Genomic DNA, 22,026 nt, shown 5'->3' with positions numbered 1-22,026 from the left:
TGTGGGCGCCGGAGCGCGGGAGCAACAATGGCTGGGCGATGCAAGGAACGTTACCCTTGCTTCAGTCGCTCCTTAATGAGATCTACGAACTGGCCGAAGAGGTAAGCGGCATCGTGGGGACCGGGGCTCGCTTCGGGGTGATACTGCACGCTGAAGGCCGGTTTGCCGACCACCCGGATGCCCTCGATGGTGTCGTCGTTGAGGTTTCGGTGGGTAATTTCCACAATGTCCAGATTCTGTTCGATCGCCTCCGGGCTAACGCCGAAGCCATGGTTCTGACTGGTGATCTCGCTTTTCCCGGTCAGTAAATTGTGGACCGGATGGTTGATGCCCCGGTGGCCGTGGTGCATCTTGTACGTGGGGATTCCCACGGCGCGCGCCAGAATCTGGTGGCCGAGGCAAATACCGAACATGGGCTTGTCTTCGGCGAGCATGGCTTTGGCGGTATCTACCGCGTAATCCATGGCGCCCGGATCGCCGGGGCCGTTACTGATGAAAAGGCCGTCGGCTCCGAAGGCGTCGATCTCCGCCATCGTGGCGCGGGCCGGAAATACCTTTACGTAGCAATCGCGGCTCACGAAGTTCCGGAGGATGTTCTTTTTCGTTCCCAGGTCGAGTACGGCCACCTTGATCGGTGCGGCGGGGTCGCCCATGGTGTAGGCTTCCTTGGTAGTTACGTGGCTGCTCAGTTCGAGCCCTTCCATATTGGGGGCCGCGTCGAGCTGCCGCTTGAGGTCCTTCAGGTCAAAATTCTCGCTGGAGATAATGGCGTTCATGGCCCCCTTGCTCCGGATGTGGCGGACGATCGCCCGCGTATCGACGTCGCTGATGCCAACGACGCCTTCCTTTTCAAAGTAATCCTGGATGGAAGCTTGCGCCTGCTGGCGGCTGTAGGGTACGGTGAAATTTTTACAGATCAGTCCGGCGATCTTGACGGTGTCGGATTCAACGTCCGTGTCTTTCGTGCCGTAATTCCCGATGTGGGCGTTGGTGGCCACGAGAATCTGACCGTAATAGCTGGGGTCGGTAAAAATTTCCTGATACCCCGTCATGCCGGTGTTGAAGCAAATTTCGCCGATGGTCGTGCCAATCTTTCCGGCCGCTTTGCCTTCGTAAGTGGTTCCGTCTGCCAGCAGCAGAATCGCGCGTTGTTCGCTCATAGTTTGACGGGCTTGTACGTAGTTCGCGCAAAGATAGACAAATGTCGCGTCCGGGTCATGGGAAGCGTTTTCCGCCCGAAAAATGGTGGCGGACGGTTGGCGGAATCCGCCGGACATATCCGCGCTTCCCGGTCCGTTCGCCCCGGCGACTCCCACAGGTTGCTTAACTTGACCACGTGAAAGGAATGGAAGCAAACACTTACGACGCTATCGTCGTAGGCACCGGAATCAGCGGCGGATGGGCCGCCATGGAACTTTGCCGCGCCGGACTCAAAACCCTCGTACTCGAGCGGGGGCGCCACATCGCCCACGGTGACTACCCTACCGCTACCCTGGATACCTGGGACCTTCCCTACAACGACCAGGTGCCCGCCGAGGAGAAAGAAGCCCACTACCCCAAGCTCGCCCGCAAGGACTACGTGCTACGGCAAAGTTCCAAGCATCACTTCGTCAAGGACGACGAGTACCCCTACGCCGAGAAGCGCCGCTTCGACTGGATTCGGGGCTACCACACCGGCGGACGCAGCCTCATGTGGGGGCGGCAGTGCTACCGCCTCAGCGACCTGGACTTCACCGCTAACGTTCGCGACGGCATTGCCATCGACTGGCCAATCCGGTACGCCGAACTCAAACCCTGGTACGATTACGTAAGCCGCTTTGTCGGCATTTCCGGCCGCCCGGAAAACCTGGATCATTTACCCGACGGCCCCTTCCTGCCCGAAATGCCCCTCAACTGCGTCGAAGAGGTTTTCCGTGAAAAAGTGCAGGGAGCGTTCGCCCACCGCCGCGTAACGCCCGGCCGGGCCGCCCACCTTACTGCCTACGACCCCAACGTACACCTCGGCACCCGCGGCGACTGCCAGTATCGCGATCGGTGTATCCGCGGCTGCCCCTACGGCGGCTACTTCGCCAGCAATTCGGCTACCCTTCCCGTAGCGGATGCGACGGGAAACATGACCTTGATCAACCACGCCGCCGTCCGTCAGGTGCTCTTCGATCCCGACACCCAGCGGGCCACCGGCGTAGCTGTAAAGCATACGGACACCGGGGAGGAGGTCGAATACTTCAGTCGCGGCGTACTCTTCCTGAACGCATCCACCCTCAATACGGCGGCGATCCTGCTGGCCAGTAAGTCCCGAACCCAGCCAAACGGGCTGGGCAACAACAGCGACCAGGTAGGCCGCAACATCATGGATCACCACCACCGGATCAGTATTTCCGGACAGATGGAAGGTTACGCAGACCAAACCACCAAGGGCCGTCGCCCCAACGGCTTTTACATCCCCCGCTTCGTCAATCTGGGTGGCGCGGATACCAAGCGCGACTACCTGCGTGGCTTCGGTTACCAGGGAGGTGCCAACCGCGACGGCTGGTGGCGGCTCGTACGGGAAACGGCCGTACGCCCCGGCCCCGAGCTCAAGCAGCAACTACTGGCCCCCGGCGGCTGGTCGATCGGGATGACGGCCTTCGGGGAGGGACTGTCCAACCCGGACAACCGCGTCACCCTAAACGAAGATGTGGTGGATAAGGATGGCCTGCCCACCCTCACCATGGACGTCGCCTTCGGAGAAAACGAACGCCTGATGCGTGACGATATGGCCACCGCCGGAGCCGAAATGTTGGAAGCCGCCGGTGCGAAGGACATTCGCATCAGCCGCACCGAGGCCCACCCGGGCTTTGCCATTCACGAAATGGGCTCGGCCCGGATGGGCAAAGACCCCAAAACCAGCGTGCTGAACCGGCACAACCAGCTCTGGGAGTGCCCCAACGTGTACGTTACGGATGGTTCGGCGATGGTCAGTGCGTCCTGCGTGAACCCCAGTCTTACCTATATGGCCCTTACCGCGCGGGCGGTGGATCATGCTGTGAAGGAGTTAAATCGGCGGAATTTGTAGCCTTCAATGTTCCCGCGCGCCGGCGCCCTACACCTCCACGCTACCTGCAAGGTGGGGGAGATAGCTACCGCGGGTAACGGCGGAAGCCAACGAAGGGGTGTTGCGGTAAAATTCTTTCCGGAACCGCGACAGGCTGCCGGCCGGGTTGTCCGCCAACCAGTTGGCCAGCTGCCCCGCCAGGATCGGCGCCGAGATGGAGGTGCCCACGGGAAAATGCGTCTCGCCGGTAGTAAAGCGCGGTACCGGTGAGGTAAGGAAGGCGGCCACCGGAACTTCCCATTGCCCGTAATTCGAGATGTTGGTCAGTTCTATGGAAGCGGGGTCGGGATTGCTCGGATCGGGATACCAATAGGACGCGACGGTAACCAGGTTGCAGGGAAAATCATCCGCGAAGCCGGCCGGCCACTGGGGTACCGCATCGAGATTTTCCGTGTCATTGCCCGCGGAAGCGACCAGGAATACGCCCCGGTCGGCGGCCGTCTTGATGGCACAATGTAGAGCCCGTGGCTCCTCCTGTTGGTAGAAGCCCCAGCTCATATTGATCACTTTCGCTCCGGCCAGCGTGGCTTCGTAAATCGACACCAGCGAGCCAAAGTAGGAGGCAATGCCCTCCGCGCCAAATACCTTCATATGGAGGAGCTGCAGCGGGCGAGCGGCCGTGTATTGATTCAGCACCGTAGCCGCCACGTAGGTGCCGTGGGGCGCTTCATCAATCGGTTCTTCCTGCCGGCGAATAAAATCGTAACCGTACCGGCCGGGGGTGATGTATTCGGTATCGGAACCCCGCTCATAGCGGGTGGATTTCCAGTGTGTCGCATTGGCGGAGCCGTAATCGATGCCGCTGTCGATGAGGGCCACCGTGAGTGGCTGTTGATCGCAGTCGAATTGCTGCGGGTGGGGCGGCCGGAATTCCGTGGCCCCGTCGGCGGGTTCATCCGTATTCTCGGTAAAGCCCGGCCGGGCAGTCGTCGGTTCCTTCGGCGAAAAGAGATTAAGGATATAATCCTCGCTTACGTTGCCCTCCCCGGAATGCCCCTTCTGCCGGATCACCTGAGTAGTATCTACCCCGGTGTTGAGCGACATCCCCGGAGGTACGCCCACCGCGATGACGCTGCCGAGCTTTCCGAAATAGGTTTCCGCCATTTCCAGTCCGGTAGCCTTGGCCAGCGACCGGATGTCCTCCCCGGGATCGCAGGTGCTGATGACCAGTCGCTGGAAAGAGCGACCGTTGTGGCTGAAGGGGAGATAGTCGCCCTCTCCTTTGGGGCGGTCCGGCCGGGCCAGGCGGATCCCCCCCGGCGAAACCGGCTCCTTGCCCGCGTAGGCGGCGACGGAAAAATAGTCGAGCTCCCCCAGCTTTACTTGGTCGTCCTCCTTCCCGAGCCCGATCCCGAAGCGTACCAGGTAAGCGTCGAAACCGTCCGCCAGCCGCAGGGGCAAACGGGAAAGCACCCCGCCAATCTCGTCGCATCCGGGCAGGGGCTCGATCGATCCGCCACGATTAAGGCCGTAATAGCGAAGCCGCAAGCCTAACTGAGTAGTATTGTAGACGTGCAGGAAAACTTCGCCGGCATCCGTACGGGGCAGCATCAGTACCCGATAGCGGCGTGCTACCGGCTTATCGTCGTGAATGGGTAGCGGCTTACCCTCCGCTTGATCTTCGAGGCGGTCAAAACGGGTGAGCCGGGGGTGCTCCCCCTGCTCGGGATCGCTGTAGGTAAGGCGCGGCGTGGATTTCTCGTAAGCGGTCATAGTATACATCAGGTACGTTTGTAGAAATACGATAGCAGGACAACCAGTGCGAAGCCGGTAAGGGCCAACCAGGACCATCTCCGGCCAATCCCTGCCGCCAGGGCCGGTGCCGCGGAGTCAATGGTTCCGGTAAGACCGTAGAGCGACGGGGCGGCCCAGTAGTAGGGATGGAAGTAATCGGTGGATCGCAGGGCTTGCTGGGCGGAGACGAGCGACGTAAGCCTTCCCCGGCCCCGGTTTAGCTCCTGGTAGAACGCGATCATAAAGTCTCTGGTGGCCCGGTCATCCACTTCCCAGAGTGTAGTCAGCGTACTCCGGGCCCCGGCGGAGGCAAAGGCGGCAGCAAAACTGAGGGGAGCTTCGCCCCGTGCCAATTGCCCGAGACTGGTTTCGCAGGCAGACAAGACCGTCAGCTCATTGTCGATCGGCAGATTATACAAGTCGTTGAAGTAGAGCAGCTCGTCTTCATCCAATCGCCCGGCCGGCTGATTGAAGGCAACGAAGCTTAACTCGGGATGCTGAGGATCCACCAGACCATGCGTCGACAAGTGAAGAATGCGGCTTTGACCAACGCTGGCCAGGAACCTTGCACGGCTAGCCATCGAATCACAGTATACCTCCGAGCCGGGAAGCATGCCGGCAATGGTGCGGGCCTCTTCCTGATTAAAATTCAGGGCGGAAAGAGGCTCCCCCTCCCTCCCGCTTCGTGCGGCGGCCAGCGGTCCTACCTTGCCGAAGCCGGGGGCGAAGGCCATGAGGTTTACCGGGTAGGCTCTGGCCGGCTGCATTTCCACGCGGGTCAGGTACGCCCCACTGTAGGCGTAGGAAACGGCGTGGCTATCCTGGAAGTAAGACATTGCGCCATAATCGATGGGACCGGCCGACGGTTCCTCGACGGGCAGCGCGACGAAGGGGAGGTAATTCAGGGCACTGTCGGGGACGATGCAAAGGGCAAGCTCGGGATCCAGCGCCGTTCTAAGTTCTTCCGGCATGACTTGTCGGGTGAGGCCCCAACCCCGCGCCCAAAAAACGCGATCAAGTGAGTCTTGTTCCGGCTTCGGCCGTAGGCTCTTTCGCCGGTACGCACTCTTGACGATGGACTTATTCCATTCCGCGATCTCCTGCAGTAAACTAGTATCTACCGGGAGGGGGAAGGCCCGTAGGGTTCCGTCGGGGGAAAGGAGAAAGGCCAGTTGTAAACTATCCGCAAGGTGATATTCGAGCAGTTGGGTACTATGGCGGTCCAGATAGCCGATGAGGCGGGTGGAATCGAGAGGCTCCACGCCCCGGGCATCGGGATGGTTAGCCCGTTGCATACCGGCCAGTCTGATGCGCAGGGCCTCCAGTTTACTCTGGTGGGCGGAATCTCCCCGAGCCACTTGCCGCTCCAGTTTAGCAATAGCCCCCTTAATGGTTGATTCCTCCCGGCTATTCACCCGCTTTCCCATGCTGACCAAGAGCGAAAAGGCTCGGGCCCGTTCGCTCAGGCGGAACGCTTCCCATAGTTGTCGGTCGTCTCCCTCCGCTACGTACAGACGGTAATGCAGCTCGACGGCCAGGTCTATTTCCTTGCGTAAGTCTCCGCTCAGAAAGCGCTGGCTGGTCGGGTCCGTAAACTCACTGCGCAACTTGTCCTGCAAACCGAAAGCCTCGTGCAGGTCCGTGAGTGCGCGGTCCGGATCATCCTTAGCCGCATATACCCGGGCCCGCAGCAAGAGGCGCTGGGCAATCTGGACGATATTGCCGGAAGAGCTCCCTTCCTTTTGTGCCCGTAGGAAGTGCAGTGAGCGATTCAGGCGGTCTTCCGCAATGGTGTATTGCTTGTCGCGAAAGGCGTACATCGCCAGTTGGAACCGGCTGTGGTAGGTCGATAGCGCATTGAATTCGGCGTAGGCGGTACGTGCCAATCCATCGTAATAACGGCTGCGCCCAACGTCACCGGTCATCGCGTAGTGCTCCGCCAGGTATAGCAGGGCGTTGGCCCGGGCCAGCACGTACTCATCCGGTTGGGCGCCCGTCAAACGCAGGCTTTCCCGAAGCAAGCGATAGCTACGGTCGTGGTTACCGAGCTGGCGGTCGATCAGCGCGATGAGGTTCATACAGAGTGCCCGGTTTTCGATGGCGTCTGGTTCCAAGGCCTGCAGTGCCAGATGACCGTAACCGAGCGCTGCCTCAAAGTCATAGAAGTGAAAGAGAATGCGGGTGGCACGGTAGTAAGTGGCAAATTTGTCGGCACCGTCCAGGTCGGAAAGTTGTTCACAAAGCTCTACCGCCCGGTAACTGGAACTGTAGGCAAGTCCGTAGTCGTCCGACCTGATCGCCTGGTCGCCGAGCTCGTTCAGGCTCTGGAGCCAGTATAGGCTGTCGGGGTGGTCGACCGATTCGTAGATGGCGTTGGCTTCCTGGATCAGGATAGCCGCCGAATCGGGCTTACCGTAGTACAGCATCGACATCCCCATATTAGTGCGGATATGCGCCCGCTGGTTATGGGGCCCGTGGAATATGCTATCTCGGATGGCCAGCGACCGACGAAAGAAGGGCATGGCTAAAGTATCCTGCCAGGCATTCATATACATGGTAGCTATGTGGTGTAGCGCAAGGCCGGTCAGGCTGTCCGGTATTTCCTTCCCGTGCGCATCACGGGTACTGAGCAAATACGCGATACGGGCCACGCTATCCTTTTCCGCAGCCTTTGCGGCTTCCCCCCGGGCGAAGTGTCCGAGACGGACGGAGTCTTGCCGGATATGCTCCCCTCTATCTTGCCCGCCCCCGGTCGCAGCAGCGAGTAGGGACGGCACGAAAATCAGCCAGAAGAGGAAGCGGGGGAATAGCATGGGTCAAAGCGGGCGATAGGCGTTACTAATATAGCATTTGGATGTGACAACTCCTGACACGGTGGTGCCCCGCTAACCCCGGGAGCAGTGACTGAATCTGCCGGGGCAGCGGGGCCGCTACATTCCAATTAGGGGGTGTACCCTTCCAGGCAAACGGGCAGGTAAGCTTCTTTGAAGACCAGGCCGGATAACTGCGGTCCTTGATCATATAGGCCCTGCAGATGGTTCACGTCGGCCGGACGCGCCGATTCCAGATTCGCCAGGGTGCGGGTCACGATCGGCGTCGAAATGGAGGTGCCCAGGAAGTAGCCCGTTCCGATTCCTCCATAGTTCGGTGTTTCGGTGGTCATAAATGCGGCGACCGCCACGTCCGGAATACCCCGGTTGGAGAAGTCGGTCAGTATGACCTTGGTGGGATCGATCGTCTCGTTCTCGAACGCGTAGGAGGCTACCGATACCACCGTCTCCGGATAGTCGGCGGCAAAGGAGGCAGGCCACTGGCGGACGTTGTGGATGTTATTGCCTTCGTTGCCGGCACTGGTCACCAGTACGACCCCGCGATCGGCCGCCTGTTTGACCAGGCATTCCAGGGCGGCCGGCCGCTCCTTGGAATAAAAGCCCCAGCTCATATTAACGACATCGCTGTTGAGGGCGATGGCTTCGTTGATGGCAACCAGGGCACCGAAGTAGGTAGCCGCCTTATCGGCACCGAAGATTTTAAAATTGATGGTGGTCAGGGGTGCGCTGCCGCGGTATCCGCCGACCACTGCACCGGCCACGAAGGTGCCATGGGGGGATACGTCCTCCGGTTCGACGTCATTGTTTATGAAATCAAAACCCAGCTGACCCGCTTGCATGAAGTTGGTTTTCACCGCCTGACGGTACTTCGTGGCATTCCAGTAGTCCAGGTTAGCGGGAGAAAAGTCGACCCCGCTATCGATGATGCTGACGATAACCTGCTCTTCGTCGGAGGTGCTGACCGCCGTCGGCTTGAAAGCCACGCAGTTCTGGATTTTCTCATTTTTCAGGGTGATCCGTTCCAGGTCGCCCGAGAAGTAGTTGTTGGGATCGTCGGGGTTGAAAAGACTGATGATGTAGTCCGGCTCCACTGAGGTACCGGTCGTATCCTGTGACGGCCGCTTTTGCTTGGCCGCCCCACCGATTGTTTGCAGCGACATTCCCTCGGGCGCGTCGGCGGCCACTACGCTTCCCTCCTTACCACCGTAAGCTTCGCTGACGGGAAGTCCCATCTCGTCGGCCCAGGCGGCCAAGTCCTGGCCGGAACCACAGCTGCTGAAAATGAGGCGGTGAAAGGTGAGTCCGGTGCAGCTGACCGGCAGCGTGGGTGGGGGCACGACCGCCTGACCGGGCACTTGGTTCTCTCGCTTATTGTACTCCATTCGACCCGCGAAGGAGGGCTGCCGTCCGTCGTAAGCGGCCAGGGCCACGAAGTTGTCTTCGCTACCGAAGTAAGCTTTGTAGTCCTCATCGGGCCCCGACGTTGCCAGGTCGATGCGGACGAAATAGCGCTCATAGTCCGCATCGATGACGACCGGAACCTTGAACCCGACGCGGTTGTCCGCCACGCAGTCCGTAAGCGGCACGAAATCACCTACACAACTCTCCGCACCGAACACCTGAACGTAGGCGTAGGCTTCCGATCCGTTGTACACGTGCAAGGTAAAGCCACCGGAACGGGGCGGTGCGGGCACCTCCACTATCCGGCCCAGTTCTCCCGCCTGATCGCACTTCGCGGGCAGCTCGGGAAACTTGCCCTCCTGGGGACGGGAGAGTGCCCGTAGCCAGACCAACTTCGGCTCGCAGGCCCCCGCGGGGGTATAGGCCAACTGGGGGGTGGAATAGTCGCAGCTCGCGGGTTCAGGATCCGCTACCGGCTCGCAGCCAGATACGGCTACGATCAGGCAAAGGGAGAAAAACCAACAGTAAGGTGTGTGCACGTTCATGCTTGAGTGTCTTTGATAACGGAGATAGCTTTGTAGGCCCGGTATGCGGGGATACGAATTCGACTTTCTATACGGTGGGGGGATAGGCTGTTACAATATAGTGGTGTTTTTTATCAAAATCACGCCTTATCCCCCAACCTTGTACGCTGTGTAGGGGAGTTCGCCCAGGGTAAATTCCGTATCTTGTCCGGCGTCAATCATCATGCAAGATCTTTTCCTTATGAATCGTCGAACCGCCCTCAAAAACGCCGCGCTCGGAATCGGAACGCTCAGTATCGGCAACGCCATGGCCGCTACGGATGCGGCTACCGCCCCCCTCGGAGCCGCCACCACCAACCACAGTACCTGCCTCTGGTGCTACCAGGGCATGCCACTGGAGGAACTAGCGGAGCGTGGCCAGGACATCGGCCTCAAAAGCATCGAGCTGACGACCGTCGATCAGTGGCCCGTACTCAAGAATTACGGGATGACCTGCGCCATGGGCACTCACGGCGACTTCAGCATCGGGGACGGATGGAACGACCCCAAGAACCACGAGAAGCTACAGGAGCAATATACCAAGGTCATCCGCGACGCCGCCGACCACGGTATTCCCAGCGTCATCGTCATGAGCGGTAACCGCCGCGGCATGAGCGACTACGACGGCATGATCAACTGCGCTACCGGGCTACGCCCCATGGTCAAGCTGGCCGAAGACGCCGGCGTCACGCTTCAGATGGAGCTGCTCAACAGCAAGGTCAACCACCCCGACTACATGTGCGACCGTACCCAGTGGGGGGCCGCCCTCGGGGAAATGATCGGATCCGACCGCTTCAAATTGCTCTATGACATCTACCACATGCAAATCATGGAAGGAGACGTCATCGCCACCATTCGCAAGTACCACCCCTACATCGGCCATTACCACACGGGTGGCGTACCGGGTCGCCACGAGATCAACGATACCCAGGAATTGAACTACCCGGCCATCGTACGGGCCATTCACGAAACGGGTTTCGACGGCTATATCGCCCAGGAGTTCGTTCCTTCCTACGACGACAAAATCAAAGCGCTCGCGGAAGGACTTCGCATCTGTGAGGTATGAGCTACCGGCCACCCTACCAATGGCTGGCGGACGTAGGCAGCGTCATCCTGGTCCTCTTCGTAGTCGTAGCCTACCGCTTCTACCCCCAAAGCACGCCTTCGTGGAGCTTCACGCTTGCCTCCCTCCTGGCCATCGCGGTGCTGGTGGCCGTGTCGACCGAGTTGTACCTCATGTTACGGGACTACCGCGCCGGGTATTTCTACCCCATGCGGAACGCCAGCCTCTTCGTCTTGCTGCTCAGCCTGTTCGGCATTCCCGCCTACCTGATTTACGCCTGGATTACGGGGCTGTACCTCGGGCCCGCCACGCTGCTGCTGGTCCCGGTCTTCCTTACCCTGGTCACCCGTAATCTGTTTCGGGTCCGGTTAGACGGTCTGTCGCTTCGGGCCAAGACCGGTTTCGGCTCCCCGCGGGAGGTGGCCTTATTTAACGTGGAGGAGGTCAAGCTGGAAGAAGACAAAATTACCGTAGAATCCGGGGGGCAACCGCCCATTCAGCTCCTGCGTGTCTTTTTCTTCCCGGTACACTGGAAGGCCATCCGTACCCGGCTGTCTACCCTAAGGGGTTCTGGTTTGCATCGGCCCGTCGAATAACGAGAAGGAACGATCCGATGACGGTGATCACCGATAGCCCGATCACCAACCAGGCCCACCAGGGCAGCCGGTCATCGTTCCCTCCTTGTAGCAACAGGGGGCCGGATGCTCCGTAAAGGGTCATCGACGACCAATAATACGGATGCGCGTAATCTTCGGTTTCCCGGAGGTCCGTTTGCGCTCCGTTGAGCGCGAGCAACCGGCTTGCTCCGCTAACCAACCGACGGTAGAACGCGACTACCAGGTCTTTCGTCGCCGCATCGTCCACCTGCCACAGGGTGGTTAGGGTGCTTCGTGCACCCGCGGCCGCGAAGGCACTCGCGAAGCTCATGGTAGTCTCGCCGATCGCCACTTTCCCAAGGGCCGTCTCACAGGCGGAAAGCACCGTGAGTTCATTGTTGACGGGTAGCCCGTAGAGGTCGTTGAAGTACAGCAGTTGATCCTGCTGCAGCCGGTCACCGGTCTGGGAGAAGGCCACGAAACTTAAATTAGGATCCAGCGGGTCTACGGATCCGTGGCTGGAAATGTGCAGGATTCTTCCCTCCCCGAGGCTGGCAAGAAATTGTTCCCGATTGGCTTCCCGGTCGAAATAGGCCCGCGACGCCCCGATCAGCCCCGCGACCAACCGCACTTCCTCCGCGCTGTGCAGTAGGGGCCCCAAGGCGGTATTAGACCGCAACAGGCTACCGGCCCCCTGACTTTTAGCCGCCTCCGGATGTTCCCCGGAAAAGGAGGGAGCGAAAGCAACCAGGTCCCGGGCGTAGTCGCGACCGGCGGTTCCGCTTACCCGCAGCAGGTAGCCGGCGCTGTAGGCGTAGCTAAGATCGGCGGAGGCATGGAGGTACGATAGGTTCCGATAATCGAGCGGCAGCGGGGCATCCTCCAGGGGTAAGGCTGCGAAGGGCAGGTAATTCAGCACTCCGTCGGGCACGATGCAGAGCCGGGGGTGGGGGGCGCCGGAGCCCAGGAGCAATATTTCCCGGAAATCCGCGGGCAACACCTGAAGGGCAAGCTGCCGTCCCGTTTCCAGAAAGCGCCGGTCCAGCTCCGTTTGTTCTTCACGCGTAGTCACGGATTTCCGCCGGTACCTACTGTCCTCGATCGCGGTTCGCCAGGTGTGGACCCGGTCGTCGAGCAGCGAATCCGCGGGGATGGATGCCACCCGCAACCGCCCGTCCGCCCCAAATAAAAACACCACGCTGCCCTCCGGCGAAAGGTGGTACTCCAGCAAATGACAATCCTGCTCCCGCAGAAAAGTGGCCAGAGCCTCCCGCCTGATCGGTAAATCAACCGGCTCCGAAGTGACTTCGGAAGGTTGCAGCCGGTCCATTTTGATGCGGGCGGCGGCAAGTGCCTCCCGGCTGTTATCCGCTCCGAGACTTACCAGCCGTTCCAGCCGGGAAATCTCCTCCTGTAATTGCCGGACGGCAGGGGGGATCCGCTGGAAATTCCGCTGCAGGGAGGCTAACAGGGTGTAAGCCCGTGCTCCTTCGCTCAGTCGAAAGGCTTCCCAGATATCTTCCTCGTTCCCACCGGCACGGTACCGCTCCAGTAGCAGGGCGATGGCCCGATCGTAAAAGCCACGCAGGTCCTGGCTAAGGTAGCCCCGGCTTTCGTTGTCGATCACGCCCTCCCGCAGCCGGTTCTGTAAGCGGAATAGGGCCCGATAATCCGCCAGGGCCCGGTCGGGTTGGGCAAGCGCGCCATGGGCCGCCGCCCGGTGGCCGAGCATATCGATAACGGGTATGAGCTTGTCCGGCGGCAGGGAATTCAACTCCGCCCCGATGCGGTCAATGCGGCCATCGGTCAGATACGCGAGGCGGTCGTCGAGCAACCGCAACGCGGCTTCCGCATCTCCCCATCCCAGGAGAATGGCCGGCACCTTCTCGCTGCGGTAGTAGCTTTCCAATGAACCGCCGGCCGCCAGGAACCGGTGCGCAAGCCGGTCGTACCGCTCCATCCGGTCGCGGTCGCCTTCCCCGCCGTAGTACTCCGCCAGATTGAGGTATACGATGCCTAGCGTAGCTGTATCCTCGGTCTGACGGGCGTACTGCTCCGCCAGCAGGAGGTTTTCGAGGCTGTCGTCGAGTTGCTCCAATTCCCGCTGCACGATGGCCAGCATATTGTGGGCATCGGCCAAATCGGATGCCTCCCCCGCCCGGGTGGCGTAGGTAATTGCCTTACGGGCGTACTCCGCCGCCGGCACCAATTCATTGAGGCGAAGCAGCACCTCGGCCGCCCGGTAATAGGTGTAGAAGGCATCGTAGGGGTCGACTTGCATGCGCTCCAGCAGGGCCACCGCCCGGTAACTCGAGCTGTACCCTAAGCGGTAATGCCGGGACGCCTCCGCGAATTCCCCTAGCTGATTCAGATTTCGCAGCCAGTTCAGGCTGTCGGGCTCGCTGACGTTTTCGTAGATGATATTAGCTTCCCGCACCAGTACGATCGCCGTATCCAATCGGCCGAGCAGGTTCATTACGGTGGCCAGATTGGTGCGGCTGTGGGCCCGCTCGTTGTGATAGCGGGGCAGTACCCGGTCCCGTATCCGCATGGCGTTCCGGTAGTACACCGCGGCCAGGCTATCCTGGTAGGCATAGTAGGCAACTACCCCCATTTTGTGAAAGGCCAGGCCGGTAAGGCTATCGATCACGGGTACGCCATTCGGTCCTTCGGTGGCGCGACGCAGGTAACGCAATGCCTTTTCGGTGCTGTCCTGCTCCGACCAGGCTAAGCCCGCCTGCAGCAGTAGCATCCGGTCGGAAGATTCGGCTAGCCGGGATTCCGCCAGCTCGTGCGCTCCCCCGGCAATCAGCTCCACTACCGGCAGTTCTTGGGCGGGCAGTCCGCCGATGGCCAGGACCGCAAAGACAACAACGGACGAAAGCAGCCGCACTAACGGTTGCATAGTGTGAAGGGTGAATGAATACCAAAAATATAAGGATTCCCGACAACTCGGGCGATCGCCCGGTATTTGCCATCTTTGCCGGCTCAACAACTACCGCAAATCAACCGATGCAAGATCTCCGCCACACCATCGAAGCCGCCTGGGATAACCGCGAGCTCCTCCAGGAAAAGACCACCCGGGAAGCCATCGACGCCGTCATCGAAGCGCTCGACAAGGGTAAACTCCGGGTAGCCGAACCCGGTACCGATGGCAACTGGCAGGTCAACGACTGGGTTAAGAAAGCGGTAGTGCTCTACTTCCCGATCCGCCAGATGGAAACGATCGAAGTAGGCCCCTTCGAATTTCACGACAAGATGGAGCTCAAACGCGACTACGCCGCCCAGGGCGTACGGGTAGTCCCCCACGCCATCGCCCGCTACGGCGCCTACCTGGAACAGGGCGTCATCATGATGCCTAGCTACGTCAACATCGGCGCCTGGGTCGGCAGCGGAACCATGGTGGACACCTGGGCCACCGTCGGCAGCTGCGGACAGATCGGCCGCAACGTTCACCTCAGTGGCGGCGTCGGTATCGGTGGGGTGCTGGAACCCCTGCAGGCGACCCCCACCATCGTGGAGGACGATTGCTTCATCGGCTCCCGGTCCATCATCGTGGAAGGAGTGCGCGTCTGTAAGGAGGCCGTACTCGGCGCCAACGTCGTCCTCACCCAGAGCACCCGCATCATCGACGTAACGGGTGACGAGCCCGTGACCCACCGCGGCGTGGTGCCGGAGCGGTCGGTCGTCATCCCGGGTAGCTATACCAAATCCTTCCCCGCCGGCGACTACCAGGTGAGCTGCGCGCTCATCATCGGCAAGCGTAAGGAAAGTACGGACAAGAAGACCAGCCTGAATGCGGCCTTGCGGGAGCATAACGTGGCGGTTTAGGGAAGTACGATGTTGGAAATACGAAGGGCTGCCGCATGGCTTTGCTCGCCTGCGGCTCGTGGGTTCACCACGGAGGGCGCTGCGCGCTTCACGGAGGGCTTCACAGAGGTAACACGGAGGGATGCTCGCGTGCGGCTCCTGAATACGGTGGGTTGAGGACCCCCGGTCCGAACGCACCCGAGCACGGCGAGGGGCAAAAGTCATACCACGGCCCTAGCAGTCGGACCGGAGGTCCTCCACCCGTACTGTCTACCTCCGACTGGACCCGATCGTAGCGACCAAAGCTTCCGGTTCGCATTGTCTTTTCTCCCGCGCCCCGGCGCAAAAACCATCCCTCACGGCACTTGCAAGCAATGAACTAAACCACGGGGCTTCCGGTACCTTTGTACTTCGTACTTACCCCTTCATACTTCGTACTTCCCCCCCTTGCACCTCTCTTCCCTCAAGCTGACCCAGTTTAAGAATTACGAGCGCCAGTCGCTGCGCTTCAGTCCGCGGCTAAATTGCTTCGTGGGTTTCAACGGGGCGGGGAAGACGAATCTCCTGGAGGCGATCTACTATCTGTGCATGAGCAAGGGATATGGGAGCGCGGCAGACCAGTACAATATCCGCCACGGCGACCGGGTGGCACGCCTGGAAGGGACGTTTGATTTGGGCGACGGGGCGCAGGATAAAATCGTCATCAAACTCCGGAAGCGGCAACGGAAGATCATCGAGCGCAACGGTACCCCCTACGAACGGATCAGCGAGCACGTCGGCCGCTACCCGGTAGTGATCGTCACGCCGGACGACATCAGCCTCGTGCTCGAGGGCAGCGCCACCCGCCGCAAACTGCTCGACAACAGCCTGAGCCAGACCGACCCCCGGTACCTCAACCACCTGATCACCTACAACAAGCTACTCGAGAACCGCAATGCCCAACTCAAGGAGCTGGATGGCCGGCAGGATAGCTCCGGCTTACTCGGCGTGTACGACGCCCAGATGGAAGCCCCGGCCACTTATATCTTCGAGAAACGACGCGACTTCGTAGCCCCCTTCACCGAGCTGCTGCTGGAAGCCTACGCGGCGATCAGCGGCGAACGGGAGCGGGTCGGCCTGGAATACCATTCCCAACTTAGCGATCAAAGCTGGGGCGACCTGCTCCGGGACCGGACCGAAAAAGACCGCATCCTGCAGCGCACCACGGGCGGCATACACCGCGACGATCTGATCTTCACCCAGGAGGACCACCCCCTGAAGCGGGTGGCCAGCCAGGGACAGCTTAAGTCGTTCGTGCTGTCCCTGAAGCTGGCGCAGTACCGACTCCTGGAGCGGAGTACGGCCCGGACGCCCATTCTGCTCCTCGACGATATCTTCGATAAGCTCGACCACGAGCGGGTACGACAGCTGCTGCAACTGGTGATGAGCTCGGCCTTCGGACAGCTCTTCATTACCGACACCGACCCCGAGCGCGTCACGTCCCTAATTGGCGATCACCCCGGAATGGAATGGGAAAGATTCCTCGTTGCCGAGGGCGTGGCCCGCAACGAAGACGAGTGGAAGCAGTTAATAGAAGAGGAATAGTCACCATGTATAAAAAGCCACCCCAGAAACCGGAGCCCCAGGCACTGAAGCACGCCTTTCTCCGCCTGCTGCGCAACCAGCACAACGAGGCCGGCTACTTCAAGGCGCGGACGAAGATGGTATGGGAAAAATTCTTCGGTAAGCACACGGCGGATAACACGCGGGACTTTCTCGTTCGTAATCGCAAACTCTACGTCTACGTCACCAATGCCCCGTTACGGAACCAACTTACGATGGTACGGGAGGGGATTCGCGATCGGTTAAATGAGGAGTTCGGGGAGGACTATTTGGAGGAGGTGGTTATTAAATAGTACGGTAGTACTTAGTCGGCTTCGCCGGGGTAGTACGGTAGTAGTGCTTTGCGCTATTAGTCGGTTTCGCCGGTTAATTCAGGCGCGTGCCCGTCCATACATCCTCAATCCACTCTTGGCGGTCGAAATCGTAGGTTTTGTATTCAATGCGGAGATCCTGTTTATCATCGGAGAGTTGACCGTAGCCGTGGACTCTGTCGCAGCAGATGTTGGCCGTGGGTTCGATGTAGAATTCCTTGTAGTTGTTGAATAGTATCGGATTATCAAATCGCTCGCCGTTCGCTGCATTCCGGGGGAAATTTTTAATCCGTACCAGCGTATCTCCTTTTACATATTCGGTATCCTCGAAAAATGTGATGACGAAGTTGGCGGAATCCGGTTCGGAGGTATTGTTACCGATGAACTGCCCTGTTATAGGACGTATATTGAAGTCCGCATCAGGGGGGACGATAAAAATTTTTTCGGTGTGTTCGGCTACTTCCGCGCCTCGGTCCGGGCATTTCACCTCATTCCGTAGTGTGGTGAGTTTTAACGAGACCTCACCGTTAATGACATCCGGAGGAAACTGGCCCCGTGTGATTTGACCGGAAAACGTGCGGGCATCCCGCGGAAATTTCCACTCGTAAGTATCTGCCGATTCGTCCAGGGCACGAAAATGCAATAGCCCGCCGAAGGTAGTATCCCGGACGACCAACTCCACGGGGTACAGCTCACCGTCTCCGAAGCCCGGGTTGAATTCTGAAAAAACATAAGTTGTAAAATCCGCCGAAAGGTTTTCGACCGTCGTGCAGTATTCATAATTCGGGCAGTCCGGGTCGGTGGGGTCGTTACAGATTTCTTTTTTGCAACCCACTAAAAGAAGACAGGAAAACAAGCCGATGGTAAACGAAGAGAAAAAGCGCATGCCGGGGTGTTTAGGTGCATTCGGCAACCAAGATTAACTCGGCTACCGATATAGGTTCTGTTTAAAGTACGGCTAGGAGCCGGCAAAGATGTGCATTCGCTTGCTTTTAACCTGCATCCGCAGCGACGTTAACCTTCCTATAGCAATTACTTGCCATTACCGGCTGTGCTCCACCCCCACTCTGGCGCAGTCATCCGCCACCGGACAGGTGCTACATTTCGGCCGGGTCCCCGTACAAACGTGCTTACCGAAGGGGACCAGCACCCGGTTAATTTCCACCCACAGGTCCTGCGGTAACTTCTTCGCCAGGGCGTCGCGCGTCTTGTCGGGCGTAGAGGTGGCCACGTAGCCCCAGCGGTTGGTGATGCGGTGGACGTGGATGTCGACGGCGATGATCGGATGGTTGAGGGCGACGCCGAGGGCCAGGCTGGCGACTTTGGGGCCTACGCCGCGAAAGGCGATGAGCTGGTCGTAGTCGGCCGGGGTTTCGCCGCCGTAGTCGTCGACGATGGTTTGGCTGAGGGCGAGAATGTTGTCGGCTTTGGCGGGGGCGAAGGTAGCCTCGGTGATGAGGGTGATGAGTTCCTGGCGTTCCAATGCGATCATCTCCTCCGGCGTACGGGCGCGGGCGAAGAGTCGGCGGCTGACCTCGGTACTGGTCTCATCGTAGGTACGGACACTGATGAGGCTGCTGACGAGTTGCTCGTAGAGACTGGCGTAGCCTTCGTCGCGGAGGCCGAACATGGCGGCGGGGGCCTGATCGGCTACGGCGGTGGCGCAGCGTTGGAGTACGGAATGAATAGGAAAATCGCCCATGGCTTCTTAAGCGAGGCCACGGGCGATTTGTTCCAAAGTTGTCGGGTCGCGTTACTGCAGCGTGACATCGAAGGGTCCCAGCGGCTTGTCGCCGGAGGAATACGCTCCATTATAGTAGTCGCCCGTAAGTTTTGCGGAGGAGTTTGACAGTTCGAACGCACCCAGAAGGGTATATTGGAAGTCGGGATAATTGTCATACGAATACAGTGCCCAGAATTCTCCGTTTTCAATCTTCCAGGTTCCCGCCGCGTTCTCGCCATCCGCGAAAGCAGTCATGGTCCCATCCTCCATTAGCGTAACCGAGTAGTCAAAGCTTCCCGCGTAGGTTCCTTCGAAATTACCTGAGGGAGGATTGTCAATCGTCATCGGTATGACGACCTGTCCTTCGCTGTTGCTTACCACGACTTCAATAAAGTGGGTGCCGGGGGGCAGCATTTTCGTCCACTGGAGTTGCCCGGTAGTTGAGTTAACACCGAGACCATCGATGTTGCTACCCAGGGTGACGCTACCCTGGGAACCGTTCCAGTCGATGGAGGGAGTGGCCGAACTGCCTGCCTTGAAAAATTCGGCGTCGTAGGTGGTGGCCGAGTAGGTGACTTCGGGTGAACTGGCCCCGCCGGAGAGATTATCGATCTCGTCGCAGGACTGGGAGAAGACCAATCCGATGGCCAGAAATAAATAGAAGAATTGCGTTTTCATGCTGATGTCGTGTTTGCCGCTCTATAGGGCAGATAGCCCCCGGCGTTACACGGCACGGAAGATTGTTCCCAACATTCCCTCTCCAGCGGCAAAAAACTTCAAAATTTCTTGTTTCCGGCCACATCGCGTAAAATGTTGATAATCAGGACATTAAATCGTATTTAAACGTTTTAAAACGAATATAAACGTCTTTAAACGCAAGTATACGTTTAATTGACGACTAACGGATTGGTACGCCCTCACCTTTGGACCGTCACCGGATGAAAGCATTGTGTACTGCTTCACGCCGCGATCCGCCGGGGGCACTTTCATCAACCATGCTCGTGTCCATTAATTCATGCGACAACGGATGCGAGTCATACCAATCCTTTTACCATGCAAGTACGTAACAGTGTAACCCTCATCGGCAACGTAGGTCAGCTTCCTACCGTCAAAACCCTCACCAGCGGCACCCGCGTTATCGAGTTCAGCCTCGCGACCAACGATTCCTACCGCAATAAAGCGGGGGAGCGAATCACCCGCACCGAATGGCATACCATCAAAGCTTTTGGTAAAGTGGTGGATACCCTGGAGCGCTACGTCACGAAGGGAACGCAACTTGCCCTCACCGGCTCCATTCGCTACAGCCGGTGGACGGACAAGCACGAGCAAACCCGGGTCAGTACGGAGATCATCCTGGATGAGTTCACCTTCCTCGGTTCCCGCGACGGTAGCTCCTACTCCACCCGGGAAGATGACACGGAGCAGTCGGAGATGATGGCCGCCGAGCCGGCCCCGAAGAAGACCGCCAAGCGACGCAGTAAGAAGGCCGCCGCGATGACGCCGGCCGAAGACCTGCCCTTTTAGACAAGCCAGGGCAGCTTTCCTACAACCGATTAATCACTTAACCGGGGACCCGCGGGAAAGCATTTTTTGCAACGTTTTTACCTTTCCGGTAGCCGGCTGACTCGGGTGAGTCCACTTAGAGAAAACCAGGCGCCTACCATCCAATTAAGGCAGCGGGAAAGGCCGGACCGGCATTCCTCCTTCGGGCGGGGTGTCGGTCCTATTGCTACTTGATCACCTTTAAGCTTAGGTCTAGGCTGGTCGCCGAATGCGTCAGGGCGCCTACCGAAATGAAGTTTACTCCGGTCTCGGCAACGGCGCGGATGCTATCCAGGGTAATGCCGCCGCTGGCTTCGGTTTCAAAGCGGTCTCCGATGTGGGCCACCGCCTCACGCAACAGGGGAAGCTCGAAATTATCGAGCATGATGCGATCCACCTGGCCTACGTGCAGTACTTCCATCAACTCGACCAGGTTCCGGACCTCGACGGTAATCGGCAGCTGCATGTTGTTCTCGCGGAAGAAGCTTTGAACGCCTTCGATGGCTTTGGTGAGCGATCCGGCGGCATCCACGTGGTTGTCCTTGATCATGATTCGGTCATAGAGCCCCTCGCGGTAGTTGTCGCCGCCCCCGAGCCGCACGGCCCACTTTTCGAGAAAACGCAGATTGGGGGTGGTTTTGCGGGTGTCCAGCACCTTCACCGGTAGGTCTTCGACTTCGAAAGCGTAGCGATTGGCGAGGGTGGCGATGCCACTCATGCGTTGCATGGTATTGAGGACCAGCCGCTCGGCCTGTAGCAGCGCCCGGGAGTTGCAGGTAACGAAGAAGGCTTCGTCACCAACGTGCATGTAGTCGCCGTCGCTCATCCGCTGATCGAACTCCATGGTGGGGTCCAGGTAGGCAAAGATCATCCGGGCCATCTCGACGCCGGCGAGGACGCCGACATCCTTAACGAGCAGGCGGGCGGTGTCGCGCTTAGTGGCCGGAATGGTGGCCTCGCTGGTGAAGTCGCCGGCCCCAACGTCCTCGGCCAGGGCTTCGGTAATAAATTGCAGGATACGCTGGCGAAGGCTTTCATCTAATCCCGACATAGCTTTATTTTGTTGCCGGCCGGGGAGGCCGGTGGTGAATTTCGTTACGATTTTCCGGCCGCAAAGGTACGCCTTCCCGCGACCATTTAAATTATAGCGCGTGGTCGAAGCCTTCTTTACACACCTCTGTGACCATCTCGACTGCCCGCAGGAAAGCTGGAAGAACGTCAGAAAGGCCTACGCCGGCAGGGCGTACCATAATCTCGACCATCTCGACGAGATGCTTGCTCACCTCCCCGATCATGTGCCCCCGCTGGATCCCTCCGTGTTCGGAATCGCGCTGGTGTACCACGACATCGTTTACAAGCCCACTCGATCCGACAACGAGCGCAGAAGTGCGCACTCGGCTGAACGGCTACTCGAGCAGGGGGGGAAGCTAACCCCGGATCGCATCCGGCGCTGCACGGAACTGATCCTGGCAACGAAAGAACACCTTCCCTCCCTACAGGACAACGGGGATGAATCGTTACTAATCGACCTCGATCTAGCCGTACTGGCGCGGCCACCGGAAGCCTACGACCGGTATACGGCGGCGCTGCGGCAAGAGTTCTGGATGGTTCCGGGTTTCGTGTTCCGTAGTGGCAGAAGGAAAGTGCTCACAACGCTCCTCGATCGGACGCACATATATCATACCGAACTCGGCAGGGCAACCTACGAAGGGCCGGCACGAGAAAATCTCTGGCGGGAGTTGCGGGAACTCTAGTG

The 22,026-nt window shown here is 59.2% G+C and carries 17 protein-coding genes; 8 read left to right on the top strand and 9 right to left on the bottom strand.

Annotation, left to right across the window (positions count from 1 at the left end; translation table 11 throughout):
* Positions 1–50 precede the first annotated feature (50 nt).
* Positions 51–1,160: a glutamine-hydrolyzing carbamoyl-phosphate synthase small subunit gene (carA, locus tag CLV84_RS02250; protein WP_104418108.1), complete on the bottom strand. Its 1,110-nt coding sequence runs from the start codon at positions 1,158–1,160 to the stop codon at positions 51–53.
* A gap of 185 nt (positions 1,161–1,345) precedes the next feature.
* Between carA and CLV84_RS02245 the strand changes: the two genes are divergently transcribed.
* Positions 1,346–3,055 carry a GMC oxidoreductase gene (locus CLV84_RS02245; RefSeq protein WP_104418107.1) on the top strand — a complete coding sequence of 570 codons (1,710 nt, stop codon included), beginning with the start codon at positions 1,346–1,348 and terminating at the stop codon, positions 3,053–3,055.
* 27 nt (positions 3,056–3,082) lie between these two features.
* Here CLV84_RS02245 and CLV84_RS02240 read toward each other — a convergent pair whose 3' ends face one another.
* The 3 genes from CLV84_RS02240 to CLV84_RS02230 form a co-directional block, all read right to left on the bottom strand.
* On the bottom strand, positions 3,083–4,816 hold the full coding sequence (locus tag CLV84_RS02240; RefSeq protein ID WP_170067533.1) for a S8 family serine peptidase: 1,734 nt from the start codon (positions 4,814–4,816) through the stop codon (positions 3,083–3,085).
* Positions 4,816–7,641, bottom strand: a complete 2,826-nt coding sequence (locus tag CLV84_RS02235; RefSeq protein ID WP_104418105.1) for a CHAT domain-containing protein — start codon at positions 7,639–7,641, stop codon at positions 4,816–4,818. The genes CLV84_RS02240 and CLV84_RS02235 overlap by 1 nt, the downstream gene beginning before the upstream one ends.
* Before the next feature lie 128 nt (positions 7,642–7,769).
* Positions 7,770–9,605, bottom strand: a complete 1,836-nt coding sequence (locus tag CLV84_RS02230; RefSeq protein ID WP_104418104.1) for a S8 family peptidase — start codon at positions 9,603–9,605, stop codon at positions 7,770–7,772.
* 220 nt (positions 9,606–9,825) lie between these two features.
* Between CLV84_RS02230 and CLV84_RS02225 the strand changes: the two genes are divergently transcribed.
* Positions 9,826–10,689 carry a hydroxypyruvate isomerase family protein gene (locus CLV84_RS02225; protein WP_104419487.1) on the top strand — a complete coding sequence of 288 codons (864 nt, stop codon included), beginning with the start codon at positions 9,826–9,828 and terminating at the stop codon, positions 10,687–10,689.
* Positions 10,686–11,282 carry a hypothetical protein gene (locus CLV84_RS02220; RefSeq protein ID WP_104418103.1) on the top strand — a complete coding sequence of 199 codons (597 nt, stop codon included), beginning with the start codon at positions 10,686–10,688 and terminating at the stop codon, positions 11,280–11,282. The genes CLV84_RS02225 and CLV84_RS02220 overlap by 4 nt, the downstream gene beginning before the upstream one ends.
* Here the strand turns inward: CLV84_RS02220 and CLV84_RS02215 are convergent.
* A complete protein-coding gene (locus CLV84_RS02215; protein ID WP_104418102.1) occupies positions 11,242–14,187 on the bottom strand; it encodes a CHAT domain-containing protein in 2,946 nt (981 codons plus the stop codon). The genes CLV84_RS02220 and CLV84_RS02215 overlap by 41 nt on opposite strands.
* 107 nt (positions 14,188–14,294) lie before the next feature.
* Between CLV84_RS02215 and CLV84_RS02210 the strand changes: the two genes are divergently transcribed.
* The 3 genes from CLV84_RS02210 to CLV84_RS02200 all read left to right on the top strand — a co-directional run bounded on the left by CLV84_RS02210 (position 14,295) and on the right by CLV84_RS02200 (position 16,987).
* Complete coding sequence (locus CLV84_RS02210; protein WP_104418101.1) at positions 14,295–15,113, top strand: 2,3,4,5-tetrahydropyridine-2,6-dicarboxylate N-succinyltransferase; 819 nt, start codon at positions 14,295–14,297, stop codon at positions 15,111–15,113.
* 426 nt (positions 15,114–15,539) lie between these two features.
* Positions 15,540–16,676 carry a DNA replication/repair protein RecF gene (gene recF / locus CLV84_RS02205; RefSeq protein ID WP_104418100.1) on the top strand — a complete coding sequence of 379 codons (1,137 nt, stop codon included), beginning with the start codon at positions 15,540–15,542 and terminating at the stop codon, positions 16,674–16,676.
* A 5-nt stretch (positions 16,677–16,681) separates the two neighbouring features.
* Positions 16,682–16,987: a DUF721 domain-containing protein gene (locus CLV84_RS02200; protein ID WP_170067532.1), complete on the top strand. Its 306-nt coding sequence runs from the start codon at positions 16,682–16,684 to the stop codon at positions 16,985–16,987.
* A 73-nt stretch (positions 16,988–17,060) separates the two neighbouring features.
* On the opposite strand, the gene CLV84_RS02195 is transcribed toward CLV84_RS02200, so the two are convergent.
* The 3 genes from CLV84_RS02195 to CLV84_RS02185 form a co-directional block, all read right to left on the bottom strand.
* The gene (locus CLV84_RS02195) at positions 17,061–17,891 is read right to left on the bottom strand and encodes a hypothetical protein (RefSeq protein WP_104418098.1); all 831 of its coding nucleotides are present in this window, start codon (positions 17,889–17,891) and stop codon (positions 17,061–17,063) included.
* Positions 17,892–18,047: 156 nt separating this feature from the next.
* A complete protein-coding gene (locus tag CLV84_RS02190; RefSeq protein WP_104418097.1) occupies positions 18,048–18,707 on the bottom strand; it encodes an endonuclease III domain-containing protein in 660 nt (219 codons plus the stop codon).
* A 51-nt stretch (positions 18,708–18,758) separates the two neighbouring features.
* Positions 18,759–19,406 (bottom strand): hypothetical protein, encoded by a 648-nt coding sequence (locus CLV84_RS02185; protein WP_104418096.1) that lies wholly within the window; start codon positions 19,404–19,406, stop codon positions 18,759–18,761.
* A gap of 375 nt (positions 19,407–19,781) precedes the next feature.
* Between CLV84_RS02185 and CLV84_RS02180 the strand changes: the two genes are divergently transcribed.
* On the top strand, positions 19,782–20,252 hold the full coding sequence (locus tag CLV84_RS02180) for a single-stranded DNA-binding protein (protein WP_104418095.1): 471 nt from the start codon (positions 19,782–19,784) through the stop codon (positions 20,250–20,252).
* Between the two features lie 205 nt (positions 20,253–20,457).
* On the opposite strand, the gene nadC is transcribed toward CLV84_RS02180, so the two are convergent.
* On the bottom strand, positions 20,458–21,321 hold the full coding sequence (gene nadC, locus CLV84_RS02175; RefSeq protein ID WP_104418094.1) for a carboxylating nicotinate-nucleotide diphosphorylase: 864 nt from the start codon (positions 21,319–21,321) through the stop codon (positions 20,458–20,460).
* Positions 21,322–21,421: 100 nt separating this feature from the next.
* On the opposite strand from nadC, the gene CLV84_RS02170 reads away from it, so the two are divergent.
* Positions 21,422–22,024: an HD domain-containing protein gene (locus CLV84_RS02170; RefSeq protein ID WP_104418093.1), complete on the top strand. Its 603-nt coding sequence runs from the start codon at positions 21,422–21,424 to the stop codon at positions 22,022–22,024.
* The last annotated feature ends 2 nt before the right edge of the window (positions 22,025–22,026 follow it).

This window comes from Neolewinella xylanilytica (genome assembly GCF_002934605.1).
Lineage (GTDB): Bacteria > Bacteroidota > Bacteroidia > Chitinophagales > Saprospiraceae > Neolewinella > Neolewinella xylanilytica.
The sequence above is the reverse complement of the archived record's forward strand: the minus strand, read 5'-3'. Positions and strand labels throughout refer to the sequence as shown.